Source organism: Micromonospora sp. NPDC006431, assembly GCF_042870725.1.
Lineage (GTDB): Bacteria > Actinomycetota > Actinomycetes > Mycobacteriales > Micromonosporaceae > Micromonospora.
The window spans coordinates 38,810-65,388 of record NZ_JBIAHQ010000030.1 but is presented as its reverse complement, the minus strand read 5'-3'; the positions used below and the strand labels follow the sequence as shown (position 1 = coordinate 65,388).

Below are 26,579 nucleotides of genomic sequence, written 5' to 3'. Positions count from 1 at the left end.
AGGTGAAGTGGTCGTGCGCCAGCCAGCGCAGCAGCTCCACCGAGTCGGTGATGTCCTTCTCCGGCACCGGCGGCCGGCTGTCCGAGGTACGCGCGGCGGCCAGCTCGTCGGCCAGGGCCAGGGCGCGCTGGCGCATCTTGGGCCAGTCCTCGACGGCCTCCCGGACGTCGGTGAGCACCCGCTGCAGCTCCTTGCGCAGCTTCTCCCGCTCGGCCGGGTCCCGGATCGGGTCGATCTCGATGTGCATCCAGCTCTCGACCAGGTCACCGGCGATCGCGTCGTCCGGCTCCACGTCGGCGGAGACCTCGGTGAGCCGGCCCAGCGGCTCGCGGCGGACCACGACCAGCGGGTGCACCAGCAGGTGCACGTCGATGTGGTGCGAGTTGAGCAGGGCGGTCACCGAATCGACCAGGAAGGGCATGTCGTCGGTGACGATTTCGATGACGCTGTGGTGCTGGTCGGCGTCCGGCTCGTGGATGCGCAGCTTCAGCTCGCCCGGTACGCGCTGCTGAGCCAGGTCCCGGTGCGCCCGGGCGGCGTCGAGCATCTCCTCGGCGGTGAAGCCGATCAGCTCCTCGTCCGGCGCGAACCGCCAGAAGCGGCTGACCAGGGTCGCCGCGTCGTGGTCGTCGCCGGCCAGCGCGACCGCCTGGGCCACCAGGCGCTCCGCGTTGGGTACCGGCTCGTCCAGTTCGGCGTCGTCCGACTCCTCGGCCAGCGCCTGCGTGGGCAGGCCCAGGTCGTAGAGCGTGTCGACGCTCGAACCGGTCATCCCGGTCGCTCCTGTGTCGAGACGGCCGAAACCGTCCCCGTCGGTCGCCGAATCGAAGCTGTCATCGTCCCGACTGGTATCAACCTGCCGGAGGTCGGGTCCCGGTTTGATCGCCGGACGCCGGTCCATCGGTGCCACTCCCCTCGACCCACCGCGTTGTGGGTCACTCTCCCGCCCAGCCTAGGCCCTACCGGTCTGCCCGTTCGTCGGCGGACCACTGGCCGGACGTCCGGATCGGGACTCTGTCCTTTCACCCGTTGCGGTTCCGTGGTCGGCCCGGTCGCGGAGTACCCGGACTGGCGATGTTCATCACACTGCCCCACTGCGCTCTTTGCCTGCTCGCGGGGCGGTGGAGAAGGGCCCGCCGTACTAGCGTGCAGGGCAGTTTCCTACCGGAGGACTGCTGCATGCCCACGTCGTACCCCGTTCGCCACCGCCTCTCCCCTCGCCGGCCGGTCCGTGCCGCGCTGGCCGCCGCCGTGCTCGTCGGGGCCGGGTTGGTCGGCTGCTCCGGCGCGGACGGGCCGGAGCAGAGCGTCGCCGCGTTCCTGACGGGCTGGCGCTCCGGCGATCTGCAGGCGGTGGGCTTCATCGACCCCACCGGGGCGCGCGTCCCGGCCGCCGAGGTGGCCAAGGAGCTCAAGGCGCTCTCCGGCGATCTGGCCGGCACCCCGCCCGAGCTGACGGCCGCCGGCGAGCCGAAGATCACCGCCGACATCGCCACCGCGCGGGTCCAGGTCACCTGGACGCTGCCCGGCCAGACCCGCTGGAGCTACGAGACCCCGGTACGCCTCCGGCAGGGCGACGACCAGTGGCAGGTGATCTGGGAGCCCGCCGTGGTGCACGAGAAGCTGGAGCAGGGCGACCGGCTCGCGCTGCGCCGCGACCGCGCGCCCCGGGCCGGGGTGCTGGACGCCGCGGGCAAACCGATCGTCGCGCCCCGCCCGGTGGTCCGGGTCGGCGTGCACCCCGCCGAGGTCAAGGACGTCCCGGCGCTGGTCCGCCAGCTGGACGCCGCGTTCAAGGCGATCCGGCCCCCGCTCACCCCGCCGGTCGACCTCTCCGACCTGCCCAAGCGCCTCAAGGAGGCCGACCCGGGGGCACTCATCGAGGTGGTGACCCTGCGGGAGGAGGCGTACCGCCAGATCAAGCCCAGGATCTACGACCTGCCCGGCACGAGGTTCCCCACCGACCAGCTCGACCTGGCACCGACCCGGGAGTTCGCCCGGGCCCTGCTCGGCTCGGTCGACCCGGCGCAGGCCGACGACCTCAAGGCCCACCCCGACCGCTACGTCGCCGGTGACCTGGTCGGGCACGGCGGCCTCCAGGGCCGGTACGACGAGCGGCTGCGCGGCGTGCCCGGGCTGACCGTGGTCACCGAGCGTCCCGGGTCCGAGGGCACCACCACCCCCACCGGCATCGAGGTCTTCCGCAGCGAGCCGAAGCCGGGCCAGCCGCTGAAGACGACCCTCGACGTGGCCACCCAGAACGCCGCCGACGCGGCGCTGCGGGGGCAGGCCCGGCGCTCCGCCCTGGTGGCCGTACGGATCAGCGACGGCACCGTGCTGGCCGCCGCCAACGGCCCCGGCCCGGCCGGCGAGAACCTCGCCTTCACCGCCCAGGTGCCGCCCGGATCGACGTTCAAGATGGTCAGCGCGCTCACCCTGCTGGACAAGGGGGCGGTGACTCCGGACGCCCGGGTGGACTGCCCGAAGACCCTGAACGTGGACGGCCGCTCGTTCAAGAACTCCGACAACTTCGAGCTGGGGTCGGTCCCGTTCACCACCAACTTCGCGAAGTCCTGCAACACCGCCTTCGCCTCCCTGGCGCCGCAGCTCGGGCCGGACGGGCTCGCGGTCACCGGCCGCACCCTCGGCCTGGAGGCGAAGTGGGATCTCGGCGTGGACGCCTTCACCGGCAAGGTCTCGGCGAACGGCGGCTCCACCGAGCAGGCCGCCGCGGCGATCGGCCAGGGCACCACGGTGGTCAGCCCGCTCGCCATGGCGGCCGCCACCGCCGCCGTCGCGCGGGGCCACTGGGAGCAGCCGAAGCTGCTGCTCGATCCCGCCCCGCAGCAGCCCGCCCCGGCCGGCCCGGACCTGAAGCCCGAGTCGGTGGCGGCGCTGAAGACGATGATGCGCGCGGTGGTCACCAGCGGCACCGGCAGCGCCCTCGCCGGCGTACCCGGCGGCCCGGTGTACGGCAAGACCGGCACCGCCGAGTACGACAACAACCCGGCGCACACGCACGCCTGGTTCGTCGGCTGGCAGGGCGACATCGCCTTCGCGGTCTTCGTGGAGCAGGGCGGATCGAGCACGGCCAGCGCGGTCCCGATCGCCGCGCGCTTCCTCCGCGCCCTCCCCACCCGCTGACCCGCGTCCCGCCGCCCCTCCCACGATCAGGCGAGCGCCGGCGGAGGTCAGGCGATGTCGATGCCCGGCCGCGACGAGGCGTTGCCGGTTGACGCGGTCGGCCCCTCCTCGGCCGCTGGTACCCGGCGCAGCAGGCCCGGACCCGCCGACGCGGGCGGCCCGACCGGCTCGGAGGGCGCAGGCTCGTCCCGCGCCGAGACGCGCCGCAGCACGCCCGACCCCGGACCGACCTGCTCGGGCCCGTCGCCCTCGTCCGCCACCACCTGTGGCAACAGGCCCGGCCCGGCAGTCCCGGCGGACGGCGCGTCGTCGCTGTCCACGTCGGCGGCCAGGGAGACAGCGGGGTCGCCGTCGGCGGGCTCGCTCGGCGTCGGTGCGGGGCCGATCGGCTCCACGGCGACCGCGGGGGCCGGAGTCGTCACCGGGGAGGGCAGGACGCGGCGGTTCGCGGGACGGCCGTTGCCCGGCCGGGGGGCGGGCGCGACCGGGCCGGACGGCAGCAGCCGCGGCGGCGTCGCGCTGGGCGCGGAGACCGGCGCGAGCCCGGCCACCACGGTGTTGACGATCTCGGCGGCGTACGACCCGTCGGGGTCGTAGTCGGGGTCGAAGACGGTCAGCTCGACCCCGAGGCAGTGCGGGGTGTCCACCAGCCCGGTGAGCAGGATCTCCAGCTCGGCGAAGGCGATCCCGCCCGGGTCGGGGGCGTCGACGGCCGGCAGCACCGCCGGGTCGAGCACGTCCACGTCGATGTGCACCCAGTAGCCGGCGCAGTCCGCCAGCTGCTCGTGCGTCCACTGGGCGGTACGGGCGGCGCCCTCGGCGCGCAGCGCCGGCACCGGCCGGGTGGTGATGCCGGCGGCCTGCAGGTCGAGCCGGTACTCATCCTGCGCCCGGATGCCGAGGACCACCACGTCGATGTCGCGGAAGTAGGGGCGTCGCCCCTCGATCGCGGCCAGGTCGGCCTGCCCCCGGCCGGTGACCAGGGCCAGGTCCTCCCCCGCCGCCGCGCCCACGTACGAGGCGTTGCCGGGGTGCCGGAAGTCGGAGTGGCCGTCGACGAAGACCAGCCCGATCCGGCCGCCGACCGCCTCGCCGAGCCGGTGCATGGCCAGCGCCGAGCCGAGCAGCACCGAGCAGTCCCCGCCGAGCACCAGCGGGAACTCCCCCCGGTCGATGATCGCGCCGATCCGGTCGGCCAGCGCCGCCGAGTACGCGGCGATCTCCGGGGCGTGGCAGACCCCGTCGCCGGGGCGCCAGTCGCCCGGGTCGTACCGCGGTGGGGTGAGGCAGCCCGCGTCGCGGGCCCGCAGCCGGGCGAGCAGGTCATGGTCACGCAGCGCGCCCGGAGCCTTGGCGCAGCCCGGGACCGAGCTGGCCGTGGGTGGGCGCAAGCCGAGGTTGGTCGGCGCGTCGAGGACGGCGATTCGGCGCATCAGGGGCTCCCGTCCTCGATGATCGGGGCGGGCCGGCCGGTACGCCGGCCCGCGCTGGCGTGCTACGTGCTTAGAACAGGGCGCTCGCCAGGGCCCGCCGGGCCGAGGCGACCGCGGGGTCCTCCGGACCGGCGATGGTGAACAGGCCGACCAGGTGCTGGCGTACCTTCTCCCGGTCGTCACCGGCGGTGCGGCGGACCAGGCCGACCAGGCGCTGGTAGGCCTGCTCGGCCAGGCCGCTGAGCACCTCGATGTCCGCGGCCAGCAGTTGGGCGTCGACGTCGTCGGGGTTGGCCTGCGCGGCGACGAGCGCGGCCTGCGGGTCGGCGCCGGCCACCCGGCGGGCCAGTCCGACCTGGGCCAGCCCCGCCTCCGCCGCCGCGTCCGCCGGGGACTCCGCGAGGATCTTCCGGTACGCCCGCTCGGCCGCGTCGAGGTCGCCGGTCATCAGCGCGTCGTCGGCCTCGGCGAGGCGCGGGTCCTCGGGCGCCTCGACGCTGACCCCGCCGGCCTTCAGCACGGCCTGGATCCACTGGCGCAGCTGGGCCTCCGGCACCACCCCGGAGAAGGCGTCGATCGGCTGCCCGCCGACGATCGCGTAGACCATCGGGATGCCCTGCACCCGGAACATCTGGGCGATCCGCGGGTTGGCGTCCACGTCCACCTTGGCGAGCACCCACGCGCCGGCACCCTCCACCGCCAGCCGTTCCAGCACCGGGGAGAGCTGCTTGCACGGCTCGCACCACTCGGCCCAGAAGTCCACAATCACCGGGGTGGTCAGCGAGCGTTCGAGGACCTCGGACTGGAAGGTCGCCTCGGTGACATCGATGACGCTGACCCCACCGGCCGCGCCGCCGGGCGCGCCGGCGGGGGGACCGGACTTGGCTGGGGCGGGATTGGGGGCGGTGCTGCGCAGGGCGCTGAGGTCGACCGCGCCGCGGGTGAAGATCGACGAGGTGATCCGTGGGTCGCTCATGGTTATCTAGTCTCGCACGTGTCCCGCTGAACTCAGATCAACCGCGACGGCGACAGTTGCAACTCTCACGCCAGGTGGGCGCCGGTACCGGGCGTCCCGGCACCGGCGCGGCCACTCAGAAGCGGGCGGGCTCGCGGTAGACGCCCCACTCGGCGCGCAGCGCGTCGCAGATCTCGCCGAGGGTGGCCTCGACGCGGACCGCGTCCAGCATGGCGGGGATCATGTTCTCCCCGGTCCGGCTGACCTCGACCATGCGCTGCACGGCGGCCTTGACCGCGGCGTCATCGCGGGCGGCCTTGCGCGCGGCGAGCACCCGGCGCTGCTCCAGCTCCACCTCGTGCGAGATGCGCAGGATCTCCAGCTCCTTGGCGACGGTGCCGGTGTGGCAGTTGACGCCGACGATCTTCTTGTCGCCCTTCTCCAGCGCCTGCTGGTAGACGAAGGCCGACTCGGCGATGTGCCCGGTGAACCAGCCGTCCTCGATGCCGCGCAGGATGCCCGAGGTCATCGGGCCGATCTTGTGCGGGCCGTCGCCGCCGAGCTGCTTGATCCGGGCGAAGATCTCCTCCGCCTCGGCCTCGATCCGGTCGGTGAGCGCCTCGACGTACCAGGCGCCGCCGAGCGGGTCGGCCACGTTGGTCACCCCGGTCTCCTCCATCAGCACCTGCTGGGTACGCAGGGCGATCTCGGCCGACTCGTCGGTGGGCAGGGCCAGGGTCTCGTCGAGGGCGTTGGTGTGCAGCGAGTTGGTGCCGCCGAGCACCGCCGCGAGGGCCTCCACCGCGGTACGCACCACGTTGTTGACCGGCTGCTGGGCGGTCAGCGACACCCCGGCGGTCTGGGTGTGGAACTTCAGCCAGAGCGCCTTCTCGCTGGTGGCGCCGTAGACGTCGCGCAGCCAGCGGGCCCAGATCCGGCGGGCGGCCCGGAACTTGGCGATCTCCTCGAAGAAGTCCACGTGGGAGTCGAAGAAGAAGCTCAGCCCCGGGGCGAAGACGTTGACGTCCAGCCCGCGGGAGAGCCCCAGCTCGACGTAGCCGAACCCGTCGGCCAGGGTGTACGCCAGCTCCTGCGCGGCGGTCGCGCCGGCCTCGCGGATGTGGTAGCCGGAGACCGACAGCGGCTTGTACTTCGGGATCTCCCGGGCGCAGTACTCCATCAGGTCGCCGATCAGGCGCAGGTGCGGCTCCGGGTCGAAGAGCCACTCCTTCTGCGCGATGTACTCCTTGAAGATGTCCGTCTGGAGCGTGCCGTCCAGCCGGGACAGGTCGGCGCCCTGCCGCTCGGCGGCGACCAGGTACATGCAGAAGACCGGCACGGCCGGGCCGGAGATGGTCATCGAGGTGGTCACGCCGGCCAGGTCGATGCCGTTGAACAGCACCTCCATGTCGGCGGCCGAGTCGATGGCCACGCCGCAGTGGCCGACCTCACCGAGCGACTGCGGGTCGTCGGAGTCGCGGCCCATCAGCGTCGGCATGTCGAAGGCGACGGAGAGCCCACCGCCGCCGGCGCCGAGGATCATCTGGTAGCGCTCGTTGGTCTGCTGGGCGTTGCCGAAGCCGGCGAACTGCCGGATGGTCCAGGTCCGCCCGCGGTAGCCGGTCGGGTAGAGCCCCCGGGTGTACGGGAACTCGCCCGGCCAGCCGATCCGCTCGAATCCGGGGTAGGGCACGCCCTCCGGCGGGCCGTACACCGGGTCCACGGTCATGCCGGAGAGCGTGGTGAAGTCCGCGTCCCGCTTGCGGGCGGCGTCGTAGCGGGCCTGCCAGCGGGCCCGACCGGCGGCGATCTCGTCGGCGTCCATGCGCGGGGCTCCTCCTCGAGTCCTCGACTGAAGACCGAGTGTAGAACGGCCGCCTGAACGATCGCTAAGGATCTGGGTACCGGCCGGTAACCTGGCTCAGGCCGAGGGCGCCGCGGGGCCACCCAGGGCCACGTCGTCGACCCGGATGTTGATCTCGTCGACCCGCAGCCCGTACGCCTCCACCGCCGAGGTCACCGCCGAACGGACCGCGTCGGTCACCTCGGGGACCGGCCGGCCGCCGTCGATCACGATGACCAGGTTGACCAGCGCCGCGCCGTTGGTGACGTGCGCCGAGCAACCCCGCCGCGCGTCGCCGACCTGGTCCAGCCCGACCCGGTCCAGCACCGCGTTGAAGAACCGCGCCACGTCGCCACCGAGCTCGGCCACCCCGGGCACGGACTTCGCGGCGGCCACCGCGATCTTCTCCACCACCTCGTCGGAGACGTGCGTCGCGCCGCCCGCCACCGCGTCCGGCGTCACCGACAGCTCCTGGGTCGCCTCGTCAGCCATGCTCCAGCCGCCCCCTCGTCCAACCCCACGACCGCCATGAGGCGGTGCGAGCGTACTAGTTGGGCCGGGTCCGCAGTGGACCGCTCAGGCCCCCAGCTGGGCCAGCAGGTCGGCGGCGGCGGCGTACGGGTCGATCGCGCCCTCGGCCACCTTGGCGGCGAGCGTCGGCAGTTGCGTACCGTCGCGCAGCGAACCGATCCGGGCCCGGAGGGTGCCGAGCGCGATCGCCTCGATCTCGGCGGCGGCCCGCGCCTCCCGGCGGCGGCGCAGCTCGCCGTGCCGCTCCAGCCAGTCCCGGTGCTTGTCGACCGCGGCGGCGATGTCGTCGATCCCCTCGCCGCGCGCGGCGACCGCCCGGATCACCTGCGGCCGCCACTCCCCCGGCCCGCGCTCGCCCAGCGCGATCATGCCCTGGATGTCGCGGACGGTGGCGTCGGCACCGTCCCGGTCGGCCTTGTTGACCACGAAGACGTCGGCGATCTCCAGGATGCCGGCCTTGACCGCCTGGATGGCGTCGCCCATGCCCGGGGCGAGCAGCACCAGCGTGGTGTCGGCCAGCGAGGCCACCTCGACCTCGGCCTGCCCGACGCCCACGGTCTCCACCAGCACCACGTCGCAGCCGGCGCCCTCCAGCACCCGGACCGCCTGCGGCGTCGCCGCGGAGAGCCCGCCGAGGTGCCCCCGGCTGGACATCGAGCGGATGTAGACGCCGGGGTCGGTGGCGTGGTCCTGCATCCGGACCCGGTCGCCGAGGATCGCCCCGCCGGTGAACGGGCTGGACGGGTCGATGGCCAGCACCCCGACCCGGTGACCGCGCGCCCGCAGCGCCCGGACCAGCTCGTTGGTCGTGGTCGACTTGCCCACCCCCGGCGACCCGGTCAGCCCGACCACCTGGGCGTGCCCGGCATACGGCGCGAGGGCCGCCGCGACCTGCGGCAGCACCTCGTCGCCGGACTCGACCAGGGTGATCAGCCGGGCCACCGCGCGGGGGTCACCCGCGCGGGCCCGCTCCACCAGCATCGGTACGTCCCGACTGCGGCGCACCGATCCGGTGGCCGCGGCCGGGGCGTTCTCGACGGTTTCGCTCACTGTGCCGCCTTAGTTCGCGACTGCGGGGCTCGCAAACCCGGCTCACTCCTCACGCTCACTTTGCCGCCTTAGTTCGCGACTGCGGGGCTCGCAAACCCGGCTCACTCCTCACGCTCACTGGTCAGCGGCACCCGAGGGCACGTGGATGATCAGCGCATCGCCCTGGCCGCCGCCGCCGCAGAGCGCGGCCGCGCCGGTGCCGCCGCCCCGGCGCTTGAGCTCCAGCGCCAGGGTGAGCACCAGCCGGGCGCCGGACATGCCGATCGGGTGGCCGAGCGCGATGGCTCCGCCGTTGACGTTGACCTTGTCCGGGCTGACGGCCAGGTCCCGGGTGGACTGGATGCCGACCGCGGCGAACGCCTCGTTGATCTCGATGAGGTCGAGGTCGGAGACGGTCAGGCCGGCCTTCTTCAGGGCGTGGTTGATGGCGTTGGACGGCTGCGAGTGCAGGGAGTTGTCCGGGCCGGCCACGTTGCCGTGCGCGCCGATCTCGGCCAGCCAGGTCAGCCCCAGCTCCCTGGCCTTGGCCTTGCTCATCACCACCACGGCGGCGGCGCCGTCGGAGATCGGCGAGGAACTGCCGGCGGTGATGGTGCCGTCGGAGGTGAACGCCGGGCGCAGCTTGGCCAGCGACTCGGCCGTGGTGTCCGGACGGATGCCCTCGTCCTCGCTGATCACCAGCGGGTCGCCCTTGCGCTGCGGGATGACCACCGGGGTGATCTCCTCGGCGAAGTGGCCGTTCTTCTGGGCGGCCGCGGCGCGCTGGTGGCTGGCCGCCGCGAAGGCGTCCTGCTCCGCGCGGGTGATGCCGTGCTTCGCCCCGAGCCGCTCGGTCGACTCGCCCATCGAGCAGCAGTCCCAGGCGTCGGTGAGGCCGTCCAGGGCCATGTGGTCCTTGATCGTGACGTCGCCGTACTTGTAGCCGCTGCGCTGGCCGAGCAGCAGGTGCGGGGCGTTGGTCATCGACTCCATGCCGCCGGCCACCACGATGTCGAACTCGCCGGCCCGGATGAGCTGGTCGGCCAGTGCGATGGCGTCCAGGCCGGAGAGGCAGACCTTGTTGATGGTCAGCGCCGGGGTGGTCATCGGGATGCCCGCCTCGACGGCCGCCTGGCGGGCCGGGATCTGGCCCGCGCCGGCCTGGAGCACCTGCCCCATGATCACGTACTGCACCTGGTCGGGGGCCACGCCGGCGCGCTCCAGCGCCGACTTGATCGCGATGCCACCGAGCTTCGTCGCCGAGAGGTCCTTGAGGTTGCCCAGCAGGCGCCCCATCGGGGTCCGCGCGCCGCTGACGATCACCGAAGCCATGCCTGCCTCCGAGGGGGGTGCCGACCTGTACGCCTTAACGATTGTTCGGTCAGACTAGCGCCATGGCTGAGAACTCCCCCGTCGAGCCCGCTGCCGACTATGTCACAGACATCGGCCTGCGCCGCATCGACCATGTCGGGATCGCCGTGGCGGACCTGGACGCCGCGATCGACTTCTACCAGCGCACCTTCGGGATGCGCTGCGTGCACACCGAGACGAACGCCGAGCAGGGCGTACGCGAGGCGATGCTGGCCGTCGGGCCGACCACCGAGGGTGGCTGCGTGCAACTGCTCGCCCCGCTGTCGCCGGAGTCGACGATCGCGAAGTTCCTGGACCGCAACGGGCCGGGGGTGCAGCAGGTCGCATACACGGTGGCCGACATCGACGCGGCCTGCGCGGCGCTGCGCGAGCGGGGCGTACGGCTGCTCTACGAGACCCCGAAGCGGGGCACCGCCGACTCCCGGATCAACTTTGTGCATCCGAAGGACGCCGGCGGCGTCCTGGTCGAGCTGGTCGAGCCGGCCACCCGGTGAGCCGTGGGGGAGGGTCGACCGGCCCTCTCCCACCCGCGGGAACGCGCGGCGGTGCGCGGTTCAGCGGTCCCACGGACGCCTCCACGCATCGGCGGATGCAGTTTTTCACAGGGGGCTTCCGGCCCTAGCTACCGTTCAGTAACGTCCGGCCCCACAGGAGTGCGACCGGTGCCGGATGTGTCGATTGCCGACATGGCGGACCCGTCGCACCGGCGCCGACGATGGCAGCACCCCTGCCCCGGTGTGGGTGCGGACGAACGGGAGGTCACCGTGCAGGACATCCTCGATGCGATCATGGCGGCGGAGGGCTCCGCGCAGCCGGAGCGGGAACTCGCCGGCCTCGCCGGCCTGCCGGTACCCGAGAGCTACCGGGGCGTGGTCGTCCGCGCCGAGGACACCCGGATGTTCGACGGCATGGCCACCCGGGACAAGGACCCGCGCAAGGCGCTGCACCTCCAGGAGGTGCCCACCCCGGAACTCGGCCCGGGTGAGGCGCTGGTCGCGGTGATGGCCAGCGCGATCAACTACAACACGGTCTGGACCAGCATCTTCGAGCCGCTGCCCACCTTCAGGTTCCTCCAGCGCTACGGCCGGGTCTCCGACCTGGCCCGTCGGCACGACCTGCCGTACCACGTGGTGGGGTCGGACGCGGCCGGCGTGGTGCTACGGACCGGGCCCGGGGTGACCAGGTGGAAGGTCGGCGACGAGGTGGTCGCGCACTGCCTCTCGGTGGAACTGGAGGACGCGGCCGGCCACGACGACACCATGCTCGACCCGCAGCAGCGGATCTGGGGCTTCGAGACCAACTTCGGTGGCCTGGCCGAGCTGGCCGTGGTCAAGGCCAACCAGCTCATGCCGAAACCGCGCCACCTGAGCTGGGAGGAGGCGGCCAGCCCCGGCCTGGTCAACTCCACCGCGTACCGGCAGCTCGTCTCCCACCACGGGGCGAACATGAAGCAGGGCGACGTGGTGCTGATCTGGGGCGCCTCCGGCGGCCTGGGCAGCTACGCCACCCAGATGGCGCTGGGCGGCGGGGCGATCCCGGTCTGCGTGGTCTCCTCGCCGGAGAAGGCCGAGCTGTGCCGGCGGATGGGCGCCGAGCTGGTCATCGACCGGTCCAAGGCCACCGGCGAGGGCTACGAGTTTTGGCGGGACGAGGAGACCCAGGACCCGGACGAGTGGCGCCGCTTCGGCGAGCGGATCCGCGAACTGACCGGCGGCGAGGACCCGGACATTGTCTTCGAGCACCCCGGCCGGGAGACCTTCGGCGCCAGCGTCTACGTCGCCAAGCGCGGCGGCACCATCGTCACCTGCGCCTCCACCAGCGGCTTCCAGCACCAGTACGACAACCGCTACCTCTGGATGCACCTCAAGCGGATCGTCGGCAGCCACTTCGCCAACTACCACGAGGCCTGGCAGGCCAACCGGCTCGTCGCGCTCGGCAAGGTCCACCCGACGGTCTCGCGGACCTACCCGTTGGCGCAGACCGGGCAGGCCGCGTACGAGGTGCACCGCAACGCACACCAGGGCAAGGTGGGCGTGCGCTGCCTCGCCCCGACCGACGGCCTCGGTGTCCGGGACGGCGAGCTGCGCGCCCGGCACGAAACGGCGATCAACCGGTTCCGCGGGCACTGACGCGTCCGGGTGGTCCCGGCACCATCCGCATGGTGGAGGCATTGCGCTTTCCATTGCGCCGTGCGCGATTCGGCGATGCTCGACAAAGGGCCGCGGGCCACCGACCCACGGCCCTTTCCGCGCGCGCCTCGCGTCCCGCCCGGCGCGCCTGGGACCTGCCAAGATCGCCGGTTCGGTCCGGTCCCAACCGGCTCCCGAAGTTGACCATGTAAACAGGACACGAAAGCTTCGGACCGCTCTTGCGAAGCACCCTGGGGCGTCTGCCAGTATGTCCCAATGCCCCAGCAGCAGTCCTCCCCTCTTGCGTTCTTCGATAACGCGAACACGCAGCCAGATTTCACCGTTGGCCTGCGCGGATACAACACCAACCAGGTCGACGACTTCATCGGCCGGTTGAGCGCCGCGCTGAGCCAGTCCGAGCAGGCCCGGGCCGAGGCCGAGCAGCGGATGAACGACGCCCAGCGTCGGCTCCGCCAGGCCGAGCAGCGCCAGGGCGCGTTGGAGCAGAAGCTCGCCGACACCAACAAGCAGCTCGAGGAGAACAGCCGGCCGACCCTCTCCGGCCTGGGCACCCGCGTCGAGCAGATCCTCCGGCTGGCCGAGGAGCAGGCCAACGACCACCGCAACGAGGCGAAGCGCGAGTCGGAGGGCATCCTCTCCGCGGCCCGCCTCGAGGCGCGCGAGATCACCGACAAGGCACGCGCCGAGGCGGCCGCCATGAAGGCCACCGCCGAGCGGGAGGCCGGCAGCGTCCGTACCGCCGCCGAGCGGGAGGCCGCCGAGGTCCGGGTACAGGCCCGCCGCGAGGCGGACACCCTGCGCGCCGACGCCGAGCGGGAGACCAAGCAGCTGCGTACGGTCACCGCCCACGAGGTGGCCGAGCTGAAGTCCACCGTCGAGCGTGAGGTCGCCACCCTGCGCGCCACCGCCGAGCGGGAGATCACCCAGCAGCGGGCCAAGGCCGCTCGGGAGGCCGAGGAGAAGCGCGCCGAGGCGACCAAGCTGCTGACCGACGCGCGGGACAAGCGCGACAAGGACCTCCAGGCTCTGGAGCTCCAGCTCGCCGAGCGGCGGGAGAAGGCCGAGCGCGAGGAGTCCGAGCGGCACGCCGCCCAGGTCGCGCAGACCCAGAAGCTGGTCAGCGAGGCCGAGCAGCGGGCCCGGGCCGCCCAGGAGCGGGCCAAGGAGATCGAGCAGCGGGCCGAGGCCCGCCGGGTCGAGTCCGAGCGCACCGCCAACGAGACGGTGGACAAGGCCAAGGCGCTGGCCGACAAGACCCTGAACGAGGCGAAGGCCGAGGCGCAGCGCCTGCTCAGCGAGGCCCGCACCGAGGCGGAACTGACCACCCAGGCGGCCCGCCGCGAGGTCGAGGACCTCACCCGGCAGAAGGACGCCGTCACCTCGCAGCTCGGGCAGATGCTCTCCGGCCTCGCCGGCATCGTGCCTGGCGTGCCGGGCGGCGGCGCCAAGCCGGCGGCCAAGTCCGGTGGCGCCGAGGAGAAGGTGACCGCCGAGTCGGCCAGCTGAGACACCCGCATCGGGGCATGAGCCACGGCGCGGGGTGACACCGGGTAACCGGTGCCACCCCGCGCCGTCATGCATTTCCCGCCCATTTCGACCTGTCAGTGAAGTAGGTCCCAGCAGGGGCGTCCGTATCGCCCCAGCAGAGCCGGATGCGTGTGAGGATGGGAGCATGTCGCACGGCGAGGAACTGTTCGCCCTCGGCGGGGACGTGACCACGGAGCCCAGCTTCGAGTCCGCGCTGCGGGGGTACGACAAACGACAGGTCGACCGATACGTCGCTCGTGCGGAGCACGAGATCACGGCGCTGACGGCCGAGCGGGAGCAGGCGTACACCCAGATCCACAAGCTGGCCGGCCAGGTCGAGGTGCTGCAACGCGACCTCGCCCAGGTGCGCAAGCAGGTGGGCGTGGTGGACCGGGCCTCGTTCCGGCACCTCGGTCCCCGGGTCGAGCAGATCCTCCTGATGGCCGAGGAGCAGGCGGACGAGATCGTCGCCGCGGCCAACGAGGAGATCGAGGCCCGTCGTGCGGCCGCCGAGCACATCATCGAGGAGGCCCGGGAGCAGTCCGCCCAGGCCCTCAAGGACTTCGAGATCGCCCTCGCCGCCCGGCGGGCCGAGGAGGAGCGACTCACCGCCGCTCGCAAGGCCGAGGCGGAGGCCACCCTCACGGCGGCCAAGGAGGAGGCCACCAAGCTCCGCAAGGACGCCACCGAGGAGACCACCAAGCTCCGCAAGGACGCCACCGAGGAGACCACCAAGCTTCGCAAGGACGCCGCCGAGGAGACCACCAAGCTCCGCCGGGACGCGAACGACGAGGCCACCAGGCTGCGCCGGACGGCCCAGACGGCGCTGGCCACGGCGCAGCAGGAGGCGACCCAGCTCCGGGACACCGCCAAGGAGATCCACAGCCGCGCCCAGCAGGAGGCCGCCCGACTGCGCGAGGCCGCCAAGGAGGCGCTGGCCAAGGCCCAGCAGGAGGCGACCCAGCTCCGCGAGGCGGCCAAGGAGGTGCACGGCAAGGCGCAGCAGGAGGCCAAGCGCCTCACCGAATCCGCGGCCGAGGCCGGCCGGGCCACCCACGCCAAGGCGCTCGCCGAGGCCAAGAAGATCGTCGAAGACGCGGAAGAGGCGGCGAAGGCCACCCGGGGCCAGGCCCGCACCGAGGCCAGCCGGCTCACCGCCGAGGCTGCCGAGGCCGGCAAGCGCAACCGCGCCGAGGTCGACGCGTACGTCAAGCGGATGCGCACCGAGACCGAGGCGTACGTCCAGCAGGCCCGCGCCCAGACGCAGCAGGAGCTGGGCGCCTGGCGGGCCGGGGTGGAGAAGGAGGTCAACGCCCGGCGGGACGCGGCCGACAAGCAGTTCGCCCAGCGCCGCGCGACCGCCGAGCAGGAGTACGCCAAGCGCCGCGACGAGCTCGACAAGCAGCACAAGAAGCGGCAGGACGAGCTGGAGAAGACGTACGCCGCCCGCCGCCAGGAGGTCGAGCAGGGTGCCATCAAGATCCGAAAGGCGGCCGAGCAGGACGCACTCAACATGCGCCGGCAGGCCGAGGAGGAGGGTGCCGAGCTGCTGCGCCGGGCCGAGGTCGACGCCGCCGACAAGCGCCGCAAGGCCGACGAGCACGTCGCCGCCTCGCGCCGCCAGTTTGAGGAGTACGCGGCCACCACCCAGCAGCACCTGGCCACCACCCAGCAACACCTCGCCGCCACCCAGCAGGAGGTGGCCGCCGGCCGGCAGCAGCTCGCCCAGGTGATGCTGGAGATCGCCCACGCCCAGCAGGAGCTGGCGGACCTGCGGACGGAGACGTGGAAGTCCCGCCAGGAGTCCGATGACCTCCAGCGCAAGCTCGCCGAGCTGCGGTTGACGGCGAGCAGCGCCGGCCTGGCCACCACCCCGGTGGACCCGGACGAGCTGGCCGCAACGCCCGGGGGCGACTCCGGCGCGACGGCGCCGACGGCCGGTCCGGACACCACGCCGGTCACCGGCAAGGGCACCCCGCCGGGGGCCAGCAAGGCCACCACGCCGGCGGCCGGCAAGGGCACCACGCCGGTGACCGGCAAGGAGACCGCGCCGGTGACCTCCGGGAAGGACACGACGCCGGTGGCCGGCAAGGAAACCGCGCCAGTGACGCCCGACACGGCCACGGCGCCAGCCACCGGCAAGGACACCGCGCCGGTCAGCGCGAAGAGCACCGCGACGGTCTCCCCCGAGGGCGCCGATTCCGCGCCGGCGGCGACCGGGGAGCCGGCGACGGCCCCGGAGCCGGCGGCGGACGGCAGCCCGGCCCGCCCGGTCGGCGAACCGGTGACCACCGTGGACGGAGGTGCCGCCACCGTTGGCGTGGACGGCGAGCCGACCGTGGCCGCCGTACCCGGTGAGGGCGGCCGGGGTGCCACTCCCACGAAGATCACCAGCACCGGCGAGAACGGCAAGCGCCCGACCAAGCCCACCACCGACGAGCGAAGCGCCAAGCCGAGCGCCGTGAAGGTCGAGTCCGACTGACGCAGGCGACGCCCCGCCGAACGGCACGCCCGCCAGGTCGGCGGTCTTGCCGCGGGTAGCCCGCCGGGGCTCACAGTTCGGCGACCTCGCGGTATCCAACCCGCCCGAACCCCGCCGGATTGGCGACGTGGTCACGGCCCCACGCCCGGCATCCGCCCGATCAGCCGCACCGCCGCCGGCACGCCCGGCACCGCCGACCCCGGCGGCCGACTGGCCGCGGCGGTGGCCGCCGGTGGCCGGACCGTTGCCACTGGGACGCTATGGACCTGATGGCGTAAACGATTCAGGCGGGACGTGCCCCGGCCAGCCGGTGGGACGCTGCATCCGGCGGTGAATCGTCTGTGCCATCAGGTCGATAGGCGGGAGGAGGCGACGCGGCGGGCGGACGAGCCGCGCATCCTGGCAGGTACCCAGCGGCTCCTGGCAGGTACCCAGCGGCAGGCCGTCAGCGCAGCCGGCCAAGCGGCGGTAGGCCGCAGCCGTCGCGGGGAAGCAGCGGTGGGCCGCCGGCGCCGCCGGGGTGGCCGACTGCGGGCGGGGCACGGCTGGCCGAGGAAAGCCCGGCCGGATAACCTGCCGAGCAGCGGGCTGCCGCGTGGACGGCGATGCCCGGCTGGCCGACCCGGGTCACCCGGCCGGCCCGGCGAGCTGGACTCCGATCGCGTACGACGGAGCGGGATGCGGGGAGGTCAGGTGGCGCAGGACGGGCGGCCGGGCGACGCCCGACCGGAGGACGAGGACCCGCTGGGCGCGCTCCGCCCCGAGGACGGCGCGACCGACGAATCCGGGCGGCGCACCGTCGAGCAGGTGACCGAACCGACCGAGTTCGAGCCGAGCGGGCGGTTCGGCGTGCCGGGCAAGCCGCTGCGCCGCAGCGCCTTCCTGGTCGGCTTCACCGGGGCGCTCGGCGTGCTGCTGGCGTACGCGGTCTTCCTGGGCATCCGCAACGCCGCCGGCATCCTGGTGCTGGTGGTCATCGCGCTGTTCCTCGCGGTGGGTCTGCACCCGGCGGTGGTCCGGTTGCGCCGCTGGGGGCTGCCGCACGGGCTGGCCGTCGCGGTGGTGACCCTGACCGTACTGCTGCTGATCATCGGTGGGCTGCTGGCGCTGGTGCCCCCGGTGGTGACCCAGTCCGGGCAGTTCATCACGCACCTGCCCGGCTACGTCGAGGAACTGCGCCGCAACCCCACCGTCAACGATCTCATCGAGCGGTACGACGTGATGGAACGGGTCCGCGCGGCGGCGAACGCGGACACCATCAGCCGGGCCCTCGGCGGCGTGCTGGGCGGCGCTCAGCTGATCTTCGGCACCATCCTCCGGGTGCTGACCGTGCTGGTGCTGACGATCTACTTCCTGGCGTACTTCGACCGGCTACGTGACCTCGGTTATGCGCTGGTGCCCCGCACCCGCCGGGAACGCGTCCGGCTGATCGGCGACGAGATCCTCACCCGGGTCGGCGCGTACATGGTGGGCGCGCTCGCCATCGCGGTGCTGGCCGGGGCGAGCAGCTTCGTCTTCGCGCTGGCGGTCGGGCTGCCGTACCCGTTCGCGCTGGCCGTGGTGGTCGCGGTGACCGACCTGATCCCGCAGATCGGGGCGACCCTGGGCGCGGTGGTGGTGTCCCTGGTGGGTTTCGCCACCGACCTGCCCGTCGGCGTCGCCTGCCTGGTCTTCTTCCTGGTCTACCAGCAGGTGGAGAACTACCTGATCTATCCGAAGATCATGCGCCGGGCGGTCTCGGTCAACGAGGTGGCGGCGCTGCTCGGCGCGTTGCTCGGGGTGTCACTGCTGGGCGTCGTCGGCGCGCTGATCGCCATCCCGATGGTGGCCGCCCTCCAGCTCATCCTCCGGGAGGTGGTCCTGCCCCGGCAGGACTCCCGCTGACCGGCCCGGGTGCGCGGGGTCAGCCCGCCTGCCGCTGCTGCGGGCCGGGGACCGGGGTGTCGGCGAACGCGGCCACGGTCCGGTCGGCGTACGCACTGACGTCGCCGGTCTCCATCGGCCCGTCCCAGGTGGTCGGCAGCGGCACCGGCACGGCCGGGTTGACCCGCCGGACGATCTCGTCGAGCACGGTCTCCGCGTCGCCGACCCACAGGTGCTTGGCGCCGGGCACCCCGACCACCTCGGCCTGCGGCACCGCCGCGAACCGCTGCCGGGCCTCCTCCGTGCGGAGGTAGTCGTCGAACTCGGGCACCAGGGCGGTGAGCGGGCGGCCCGACTCGGCCCAGACGGCGAGGTCCGCCGGCTCGGAGAAACGCAGCGGCGGGGAGAGCAGGATCGCCCCGGCCACCGCCGGGTCGCAGCCGTACTTGAGCGCCAGGTCGGTGCCGAAGGACCAGCCGACCAGCCAGATGTTTGGCAGCTCGTGGAATTCGGCGTACTCGATGGCGGCGGCGACGTCGAAGCGCTCGCCGACGGCGCCGTCGAAGGCTCCCTCGCTGGTCCCCCGGACGCTGCTGGTGCCTCGGGTGTTGAACCGCAGCACGGCCAGGTCGGCCAGCGCGGGCAGCCGCCACGCCGCCTTCCGGAAGACGTGGCTGTCCATCATCCCGCCGTGGGTGGGCAGCGGGTGCAGGCAGACCAGCGTGCCGGCCGGTGCCCGGTCCAGCGGCCGGGCCAGCTCACCGACCAGCGTCAGCCCGTCGGCGGTGTGCAGCTCGATGTCCTCCCGGTGACCGGGCAGGATCGACGACGCACGGATCGGGGTGCTCACCGTCCCAGTCTCGCGCGCCGCCGTCCCCGCCGCCTGCCCGGGCGGAAACAGGGTGACGCAGATCGCTCAGCCGTGCCGGGGGGCGCCGCGTCCGCGCTGGAGGTTCGGCCCGCGCCGGTCCCGGGCCCGCCAGCAGCCGCTGTGCCAGTGCCGCCGGTCTGTGAGGTCGCCCCGGTCGTCGGCCGGCCAGGCCACCACGTGCGCCACCCCCGGACGGATCTCCTGGTCGCAGCCGGGACAGCGGTACGTCTTGACGGACGCCCCGCCGGTGATCCCGCGTACCTGCCAGTCGCCGTCGCGCCACTGCTGGACGGTGGGCACGCCCTGGCGAGCCCGCTCGGAGTCCAGGTAGGTGGTCTCGTCCCGGCGGGGACGGTTGCGACGGGGGCTCACGGTCAACAAGCGTACGTTCCGCCGGCCGGACCGGCCCGGGTCGGGCGGCCCGGCCGACGCCCGTCACTCCCAGGTCTCCGGTCGGGTCAGGTCCTTGGACACCCGCGCCCCGGCGAGCAACTTCGTCGCGTCGGCCTCGGTGAAACCCAGCGCCGGCCAGCCGAAGTCGGCGATCAGGTGCGCCTTCGGGAGCCCGAGCAGCTCCAGTTTGGTGCCGTCGGGGTAGAGATAGGCGGGACGACCGCCGACGGTCCGGTTGCTCTCGCTCCGGCTGCTCGCCAGCTGCGTCGCGTACTCGAGGCGGACCCACATGGACGGGCCGTCGCGCGCGACGGCCAGCGCGACGGTCAACGAAGCGGGAAAGGTGGCGGCGTCGACCGAGCAGCTGACCACCCGGGCGCCCGCCGGCTGGGCGGTGAGGCCCAGCGGCCCGCCACACCGGCGTGCCTCGTCCCACCGGATGGCGTAGACCGCTCGGGCGAGGGTCCTGCGATCCCCACCGCGCATGGCCGCCCGGGCGTAGAGGCCGGGAGCTGGCTGCCAGTTCTTGATCAGGCTCTCCACCGGCTCGGACTGCTGCCAGATCTCGCCGTTGAACGACAACTGGTCCTGGACCGGCCGGGGCGAAAAACCCTCGATCTCCGTCTGGTTAATCAGCTGCGCGGACCGGGCCACCTGGACGGTGATCGGCTGCTCACCCTCGAAGCTGAATTGGATCGACTCGACCTGCGACCGGTCGACCGTCCAGCTCAGGTAGCGGGCCTGGCTGGTGTCAAGGCCCAGGTGCAGCACCTGCGGATCGGTACCCACCAGCTCGGGCTGCTGGGCGGCGCCGGGCACCCCGCCGGCCCGGGGTGGCACGGCGTTGACGATGGCCGGGGTGGCGGCCATCCAGGGCAGCCTTCCGGGCAAGCCGGGTAGCCCCGGTGCGGTCACCGCGGCGAAGCCGAGTACCCCGACCAGGGCCAGTGCCATGCCTGTCGCGGCCCGACGGCGCACCTGCCTCCGGCGTCCCCGGGCCCGGGACCGGCTCAGCAGCCGGTCAGTGTCGATGTCCCCCTCGGCGCGCTCCCGCAGCACCGAGGCGATCCGCTCGTCGAGGTCGGTCACGGCCGGCTCCCGTTGGTCGTCGGGACGCCGCAGCGCTCCCGTAGATGGGCGAGCGCCCGCATCGCGTGGGTACGGACGGTGACCGGCGAGCAGTCGAGGATCTGGGCGATCGTGGCGTCGTCCAGATCCTCGTAGTAGCGCAGCACCAGCACGGCACGCTGGCGGTCGGGCAGCGCCCGGATCAGCCGCCACATCTCGTCCCGGGCGGCCGCCTCACCGCCAAGGTCGCCCCGGTGGGCCTGCTCGGCGAAGGTGTCGACAGCCAATTCGCGGTTCGACCGCCGGCGCCACCAGGAGGCGTTGGCGTTGACCAGCATTCGCCGCACGTACACGTCGGGCCGGTCGGCCCGGGCGATCTTCCGCCAGTGCACGTACGCGCGGGCCAGGACGTCCTGGGTCAGGTCCTCGGCGCGGTGCGCGTCGCCGGTCAGCAGCCGAGCCAGGCGCAACAGGGCCGGGCCGCGGCTGCCGACGTACTCCTCGAAGGTCACACCCTCAAGACGCCGTCACCGGCGTCCTTTGTTGACCCGGATCAGCGGTTGGTGTGGTCGCGGAAGCCGCGCCCGCTCTTGCGACCGAGGTAGCCGGCGGTGACCAGGTGCTCCAGCAGCGGCGCGGGGGCGAAGCCCGGCTCGCGCAACTCCAGGTAGAGCTCCCGCTGGATGGCCAGTGCGACGTCCAGGCCGACCACGTCGAGCAGCTCGAACGGGCCCATCGGGTAGCCGCAGCCCAGCTTCATGGCGTGATCGATGTCGTCGGCGGTTGAGTAGCTGGCCTCCAGCATCTTCACCGCGTCGTTCAGGTACGGGAAGAGCAGCGCGTTGACGATGAAGCCGGACCGGTCACCGCAGACCACGCCGGTCTTGCCGAGCGCCGCGCAGACGGCACGGGCGGTGGCGGCGGTCTCCGCCGAGGTGCGGATGGTCCGCACGATCTCCACCAGCGGCATGATCGGCGCCGGGTTGAAGAAGTGCAGGCCGATCACGTCCGCCGGGCGCTGGGTGGCCATCGCCACGTCGATCACCGGCAGGGAGGAGGTGGTGGTGGCGAGCACCACGCCCGGCTTGCAGATCTCGTCGAGGCTGGCGAAGAGGGCCTTCTTGACGCTCAACTCCTCGACCACCGCCTCGATCACGAGGTCGACGTCGGCGAGGTGGTCGAGGGTGGCCGACCAGGTGACCCGGCCCAGCGCGGCGTCCCGGTCGGTCTCGCTGAGCTTGCCCCGGACCACGCCCTTGTTGAGCGAGGTCTTGACCGCCTCGCAGACCTTCGCGGACTTTTCCGCGCCCCGGGTCACCGAGATGACCTCGTACCCGGCCTTGGCGAAGACCTCGATGATGCCGGTGGCCATGGTGCCGGAGCCGACGATGCCGACCTTGGCGATGGCCCGCGCGCCGTCGGCGAGCGAGGCCTCCGTCGCCACCGGCGTCTGCTCGTCCGGTACGACCTTCGGCGAGCCCGGCCGCTCATAGGTGTAGAAGCCCCGGCCGGACTTTCGCCCGAGCAGCCCGGCGGTGACCATCTGCTTGATCAGCGGCACCGGGGCGTGCCGGCGGTCCCGGCCGCCGCGCCGGTACATGGTGTCCAGGATCTCGTACGCGGTGTCCAGGCCGATCAGGTCCATCAGCGCGAGCGGGCCCATCGGCAGGCCGCAGCCGAGCTTCATGGCGGCGTCGATGTCCTCGCGGCTCGCGTACCGCGCCTCGAACAGGCTCACCGCGTGGTTCAGGTAGCCGAAGAGCAGCGCGTTGGCGATGAAGCCGGCCCGGTCGTTGATGGTCACGTCGACCTTGCCGAGCCGCGTGCAGAGCGCCTCCACGTCGGCCACCACGTCGGCGGAGGTGACCACGGTGCGGACCACCTCGACCAGCTTCATGATCGGGGCCGGGTTGAAGAAGTGGATGCCGATGACCTGGTTGGGCCGGGTGGTGGCGACCGAGATCTCGGTGACGCTCAGCGAGGAGGTGTTGGTGGCCAGGATGGCCGCGGGCTTGCAGACCCGGTCCAGCTCGGCGAAGATCCGCTGCTTCAGGTCCAGGTGCTCGGGCACCGCCTCGATCACCAGGTCCACCGAGTGCAGCGCGCCCAGCCCGACCTGGAAGTCGACCCGGCTCAGCAGGGCGTCCCGGTCGGCCTCGGCGAGCTTGCCCTTGGCCACGGCGCGGTCGGTCGATCCGGTGAGGGTGGCCCGGCCACGCTCCAGGGCGGCCGCCGAGATCTCCACGGCCACCACGTCGATGCCGTTGCGGGCGAACACCTCGACGATGCCGGCACCCATGGTGCCCAGACCCACCACACCCACCCTGGTGAACTCGCGCGCCACGACCGGCCTCCCCTTGGTTGACTCCGCCGTTGCCGACATGAACGGCCGCTAAGGTTATGCGCCGGAGTCTGCCACGTGACTCTACGTTGTCGAGACGCCGTGGGATATTTCACGACGTCCGTCACTCTCCGCCCCGGGCACGGCCGCCCCGAGGGTGCTCCGCCACCGCAGGCCGGGCACCGACGCCCGCCGACGCCGCCGGGTCAGGCCTCCGCCGGCGTTGCCGGGTCAGGCCTCCGCGGGCGCCCCGACCAGTGTCAGCAGCTCCGCGACGAACTCGGCCGGCCGTTCCAGATGCGGGCTGTGACCGCAACCGGGCAGCACCACCTCCCGGTACGTCCCGCCGGCGGCCGCGTACCGGTCCAGCACCGCCCGGGTCTGGCCCACCATCGGCTGGGGCGGACAGTCCGCCGCTCCCGGCCAGCCCGGCACCGCCCCCAGCGACCCCAGATAGGCCAGGTCGAACAGCGAGGTGTCCGAGACGATCACGTCGGCGTCGCCGCGTACCCAGGTCACCAGCGGCTTGGCCGAGACGTCGACCAGCTCGTCGGCGACCCGGAACCAGGCGGGGGCCAGCGCGTTCAGCACCCCGCGCTGGCCGGCCGCCGTTCCCGGCCAGTGCGCGGAGGTGACCGCCGTGCCCGGGTAGTTGTCGTCCCCGGTGGCGGTGGTGAGCATACTGTCCAGCAGCAGGTCCTCGTCCTCGCCCAGCGACGCCGGGTCAGCCACGTACGCCGCACGCAGCACGTTCCGCGGGCTGGTCGGGCCCTCCTCGCCCCGGTCCTGCGCGGCGAGCCGGGCGACGAAGTCGGGGTTGGCGGTGCCGCCGCCGGTGCCCGCGAAGTCGGGCGTGGTCGGGGTGCCGTCGAGGTCCCGGGTCCCGCCGAACCCGTACGGGGAGACCGGCGCCTCCAGCAGCAGCCCGGCCACCCGCTCGGGGTGGTCGACCAGCAGCCGCATCGCCACCCCGCCGCCCAGCGAGTGCCCGACCACCACCGGCCGCGCGCCGGGGGCGAACAGCCCGGGGGCATCGAGCAGGGCGGCCACGTCGTCGGCGAAGTCGGCGAGGCCCCGGGTCGCGTCGACCGGGGCGGTGGCGGTGTCCCCGTACCCGCACAGGTCGGGCGCGACCACGCGGAGCGTCTCCGGCAGCCGCCGCAGCAGCGGCTCCCAGAACGCCGACGACGAGACGTTGCCGTGGACCAGCAGCACCGGTACGCCGTCCGGCGGGCCGGCCACCCGCACCGACTGGGTGATGCCGTTGGCCTGGACGGTGTGCCGTGTGCTCCGCATCCGCGCATGCTGGCACACCGGCCCGACCCGGACCATGTGCCCGTTCCCCATCCCGGGCCGCTCCCCGGTGTGGACGGGCCCGGTGGTCAGGAGTGCGCGTCGACCGGGAGCGACAGGGCCTCACGCGGCACGGGCACCCGTGGGGCCGACGGCCGGGGCAGCGGCACGGTCGGCCGGTGGCTCGGGGCCGGGAGGCCGAAGCTCATCCCGACCGGGTCGGTCCGGGCCACGCCCGGGTCGAAGTAGCGCAGGTCGGTACGGCCGAGCCGGACCACGTCACCGTCGGAGAGCGGCACGCTACCGCTGATCCGCTGGTCGTTGAGCCAGGTGCCGTTGGTCGAGCCGAGGTCGGTCAGCCAGGACCCCTCAGGGGTCAGCTGCACCGTGGCGTGCCGCCGGCTCAGATGCGGGTCGGCGAGCACGATGTGGGCGGTCGGCGCCCGGCCGATCACCAGCGGGTCCCGACCGACGCGGAAGCTGAATCCGCGCATCGCCCCACCCGACACCGTCAAAAGCGGCATCAGCTCCGGATGTTCCTCCATTGACAGTCGTCCCTCCGGTCGCCCTGCGGCGTCAGCCTGCCAGCTCACCGTAATCGCCGTCACCACCGGGTGGTCACCCCCGCGACCCCGGCCGGCCAACTTCTGTTCGCCGTTTCGGATTCATTCACCAGTCACTTCCGTCGATCCCTCCGGACTTCCGGCGTCGCAGCCAGGGCAGGTCACGCGGGACGCCGGACCTACCGGCGAGTAACGTTCGGGTCTAGACTTCGGTCATGACGGCTGTGCATGTCCCGGGGACCCCGATCATCGAGGCCGGTCGGCTGGTGTCCACCAGCCCGGCCACCGGCGCCGAGGCCGGACGGCTCCCGGTGGCGACCGCGGCGGACGTACGGGACGCGGTCGAACAGGCGCGCGCCGCCGGCCAGTGGTGGGCCGGGCTGGGCTTCACCGGCCGCCGGCAGCGGCTGCTGCGCTGGCGCGGCGTCCTCGCCGGACGGATCGAGGAACTGGCCGAGCTGGTGCACGCCGAGGGCGGCAAGCCGGTCGGCGACGCGGTCGTCGAGATCCTCACCGCGCTGGAGCACATCGACTGGGCCGCCCGCAACGCCCGCCGGGTGCTCGGGCCGCGCCGGGTGCGCACCCGGCTGATCCTCGCCGAGTTCGCCGGACACCTCGAATACCAGCCGTACGGGGTGGTCGGGGTGATCGGCCCGTGGAATTACCCCGTCTTCACCCCGATCGGCTCCGCCGCGTACGCCCTCGCCGCCGGCAACGCGGTGGTGTTCAAGCCGAGCGAGTACACCCCGGCCGTCGGGCAGTGGCTGGTGGACCGCTTCGCCGAGGTGGTGCCGGAGCAGCCGGTCCTCACCGCCGTGCACGGGTTCGGCGACGTGGGCGCCGCGCTGTGCCGCTCCGGGGTCGGCAAGCTCGCCTTCACCGGCTCCACCGCCACCGCCAAGAAGGTGATGGCGGCCTGCGCCGAGACCCTCACCCCGGTGCTGCTCGAGGCGGGCGGCAAGGACGCGATGATCGTGGACGCCGACGCCGACCTGGACGCCGCCGCCGAGGCATGCGTCTGGGGCGCGCTGACCAACGCCGGCCAGACCTGCATCGGCATCGAGCGGGTCTACGCCGTCGACCCGGTCTACGACGCCTTCCTGGACAAGGTGGTGGCGAAGGCCGGCCGGCTCACCGTCGGCCCGGAAGGTGCCGACATCGGCCCGATCACCATGCCCGCCCAGCTCGACATCATCCGCCGGCACATCGACGACGCGGTCGCCCGCGGCGGCCGGGCGGTGCTCGGCGGCCCCGAGGCGGTGCGACCGCCGTACGTGCACCCGACCGTGCTGGTGGACGTCCCCGAGGACTCGGCCGCCGTCCGCGAGGAGACCTTCGGCCCGACACTGACGGTCAACCGGGTCCGCGACGTCGACGAGGCCGTCGAGCGGGCCAACGCTCTCCCGTACGGTCTCGGGGGTTCGGTCTTCGGCCGGAAGCGGGCGGTGGCGGTCGCGCGGCGGCTGCGCTCCGGGATGGCCGCGATCAACTCGACGCTCACCTTCGCCGGCATGTCCACACTGCCGTTCGGCGGGGTCGGCGACTCCGGCTTCGGCCGGGTCCACGGTGAGGACGGGCTGCGCGAGTTCGGCCGGGCCAAGGCGATCACCCGCCGCCGGGGGCCCTCCCTGCTGCCGTCGATGACCTTCGAACGCACCCCGGCCGACGTCGCCCGCCTGGTCAAGGCCGCCAAGCTGAGGTACGGCCGGGGCCGCTGACGGT

Annotated in this window: 19 protein-coding genes and 2 pseudogenes; 7 read left to right on the top strand and 14 right to left on the bottom strand. The window is 73.1% G+C overall.

Features of this window, described 5'->3' with window-relative positions:
- A pseudogene (locus tag ACFYM6_RS32225) lies at positions 1 to 901 on the bottom strand (NAD-glutamate dehydrogenase); the annotation flags it as partial.
- A 278-nt stretch (positions 902 to 1,179) separates the two neighbouring features.
- Between ACFYM6_RS32225 and ACFYM6_RS32220 the strand changes: the two are divergent.
- Complete coding sequence (locus tag ACFYM6_RS32220; protein ID WP_387281238.1) at positions 1,180 to 3,144, top strand: penicillin-binding transpeptidase domain-containing protein; 1,965 nt, start codon at positions 1,180 to 1,182, stop codon at positions 3,142 to 3,144.
- A 278-nt stretch (positions 3,145 to 3,422) separates the two neighbouring features.
- Here the strand turns inward: ACFYM6_RS32220 and ACFYM6_RS32215 are convergent.
- The 6 genes and pseudogenes from ACFYM6_RS32215 to ACFYM6_RS32190 all read right to left on the bottom strand — a co-directional run.
- Positions 3,423 to 4,580 (bottom strand): annotated as a pseudogene (locus ACFYM6_RS32215) (arginase family protein); the annotation flags it as partial.
- Between the two features lie 67 nt (positions 4,581 to 4,647).
- Entirely contained in the window at positions 4,648 to 5,553 is a 906-nt protein-coding gene (locus ACFYM6_RS32210; protein WP_387281237.1) for a tetratricopeptide repeat protein, read from the bottom strand.
- Positions 5,554 to 5,668: 115 nt separating this feature from the next.
- Complete coding sequence (locus tag ACFYM6_RS32205) at positions 5,669 to 7,357, bottom strand: methylmalonyl-CoA mutase (protein ID WP_387281235.1); 1,689 nt, start codon at positions 7,355 to 7,357, stop codon at positions 5,669 to 5,671.
- A gap of 96 nt (positions 7,358 to 7,453) precedes the next feature.
- Positions 7,454 to 7,867 (bottom strand): Asp23/Gls24 family envelope stress response protein, encoded by a 414-nt coding sequence (locus ACFYM6_RS32200; protein ID WP_357440780.1) that lies wholly within the window; start codon positions 7,865 to 7,867, stop codon positions 7,454 to 7,456.
- 84 nt (positions 7,868 to 7,951) lie between these two features.
- Positions 7,952 to 8,887, bottom strand: coding sequence for a methylmalonyl Co-A mutase-associated GTPase MeaB (meaB, locus tag ACFYM6_RS32195; protein WP_387281242.1), 936 nt, complete (start codon positions 8,885 to 8,887; stop codon positions 7,952 to 7,954).
- Between the two features lie 183 nt (positions 8,888 to 9,070).
- Complete coding sequence (locus ACFYM6_RS32190; RefSeq protein ID WP_387281234.1) at positions 9,071 to 10,267, bottom strand: acetyl-CoA C-acetyltransferase; 1,197 nt, start codon at positions 10,265 to 10,267, stop codon at positions 9,071 to 9,073.
- A gap of 62 nt (positions 10,268 to 10,329) precedes the next feature.
- Here ACFYM6_RS32190 and mce point away from each other — a divergent pair, with 62 nt between their 5' ends.
- From mce to ACFYM6_RS32165, 5 genes are all read left to right on the top strand, one after another.
- Complete coding sequence (gene mce / locus ACFYM6_RS32185) at positions 10,330 to 10,800, top strand: methylmalonyl-CoA epimerase (protein ID WP_387281233.1); 471 nt, start codon at positions 10,330 to 10,332, stop codon at positions 10,798 to 10,800.
- Between the two features lie 270 nt (positions 10,801 to 11,070).
- A complete protein-coding gene (ccrA, locus tag ACFYM6_RS32180; RefSeq protein WP_387281241.1) occupies positions 11,071 to 12,435 on the top strand; it encodes a crotonyl-CoA carboxylase/reductase in 1,365 nt (454 codons plus the stop codon).
- A 276-nt stretch (positions 12,436 to 12,711) separates the two neighbouring features.
- Positions 12,712 to 13,962, top strand: a complete 1,251-nt coding sequence (locus ACFYM6_RS32175) for a DivIVA domain-containing protein (protein ID WP_073835950.1) — start codon at positions 12,712 to 12,714, stop codon at positions 13,960 to 13,962.
- Between the two features lie 166 nt (positions 13,963 to 14,128).
- The gene (locus ACFYM6_RS32170; RefSeq protein WP_387281232.1) at positions 14,129 to 16,465 is read left to right on the top strand and encodes a hypothetical protein; all 2,337 of its coding nucleotides are present in this window, start codon (positions 14,129 to 14,131) and stop codon (positions 16,463 to 16,465) included.
- Between the two features lie 678 nt (positions 16,466 to 17,143).
- Complete coding sequence (locus tag ACFYM6_RS32165) at positions 17,144 to 18,349, top strand: AI-2E family transporter (protein WP_387281231.1); 1,206 nt, start codon at positions 17,144 to 17,146, stop codon at positions 18,347 to 18,349.
- Between the two features lie 19 nt (positions 18,350 to 18,368).
- Here the strand turns inward: ACFYM6_RS32165 and ACFYM6_RS32160 are convergent, their stop codons facing one another.
- The 7 genes from ACFYM6_RS32160 to ACFYM6_RS32130 all read right to left on the bottom strand — a co-directional run bounded on the left by ACFYM6_RS32160 (position 18,369) and on the right by ACFYM6_RS32130 (position 24,839).
- Complete coding sequence (locus tag ACFYM6_RS32160) at positions 18,369 to 19,178, bottom strand: alpha/beta hydrolase (protein WP_387281229.1); 810 nt, start codon at positions 19,176 to 19,178, stop codon at positions 18,369 to 18,371.
- 66 nt (positions 19,179 to 19,244) lie between these two features.
- Positions 19,245 to 19,577 (bottom strand): hypothetical protein, encoded by a 333-nt coding sequence (locus tag ACFYM6_RS32155; protein ID WP_387281228.1) that lies wholly within the window; start codon positions 19,575 to 19,577, stop codon positions 19,245 to 19,247.
- Between the two features lie 57 nt (positions 19,578 to 19,634).
- Positions 19,635 to 20,681 (bottom strand): hypothetical protein, encoded by a 1,047-nt coding sequence (locus ACFYM6_RS32150; protein WP_387281226.1) that lies wholly within the window; start codon positions 20,679 to 20,681, stop codon positions 19,635 to 19,637.
- A complete protein-coding gene (locus ACFYM6_RS32145; RefSeq protein ID WP_387281225.1) occupies positions 20,678 to 21,172 on the bottom strand; it encodes a SigE family RNA polymerase sigma factor in 495 nt (164 codons plus the stop codon). Before ACFYM6_RS32145 ends, ACFYM6_RS32150 begins: the two co-directional genes overlap by 4 nt.
- A gap of 41 nt (positions 21,173 to 21,213) precedes the next feature.
- On the bottom strand, positions 21,214 to 23,004 hold the full coding sequence (locus ACFYM6_RS32140) for a 3-hydroxyacyl-CoA dehydrogenase family protein (protein WP_387281224.1): 1,791 nt from the start codon (positions 23,002 to 23,004) through the stop codon (positions 21,214 to 21,216).
- Between the two features lie 228 nt (positions 23,005 to 23,232).
- The gene (locus tag ACFYM6_RS32135; protein WP_387281222.1) at positions 23,233 to 24,297 is read right to left on the bottom strand and encodes an alpha/beta fold hydrolase; all 1,065 of its coding nucleotides are present in this window, start codon (positions 24,295 to 24,297) and stop codon (positions 23,233 to 23,235) included.
- Between the two features lie 86 nt (positions 24,298 to 24,383).
- Entirely contained in the window at positions 24,384 to 24,839 is a 456-nt protein-coding gene (locus ACFYM6_RS32130) for an FHA domain-containing protein (protein ID WP_387281221.1), read from the bottom strand.
- 233 nt (positions 24,840 to 25,072) lie between these two features.
- Here ACFYM6_RS32130 and ACFYM6_RS32125 point away from each other — a divergent pair, with 233 nt between their 5' ends.
- Entirely contained in the window at positions 25,073 to 26,575 is a 1,503-nt protein-coding gene (locus ACFYM6_RS32125; RefSeq protein ID WP_387281220.1) for an aldehyde dehydrogenase family protein, read from the top strand.
- The last annotated feature ends 4 nt before the right edge of the window (positions 26,576 to 26,579 follow it).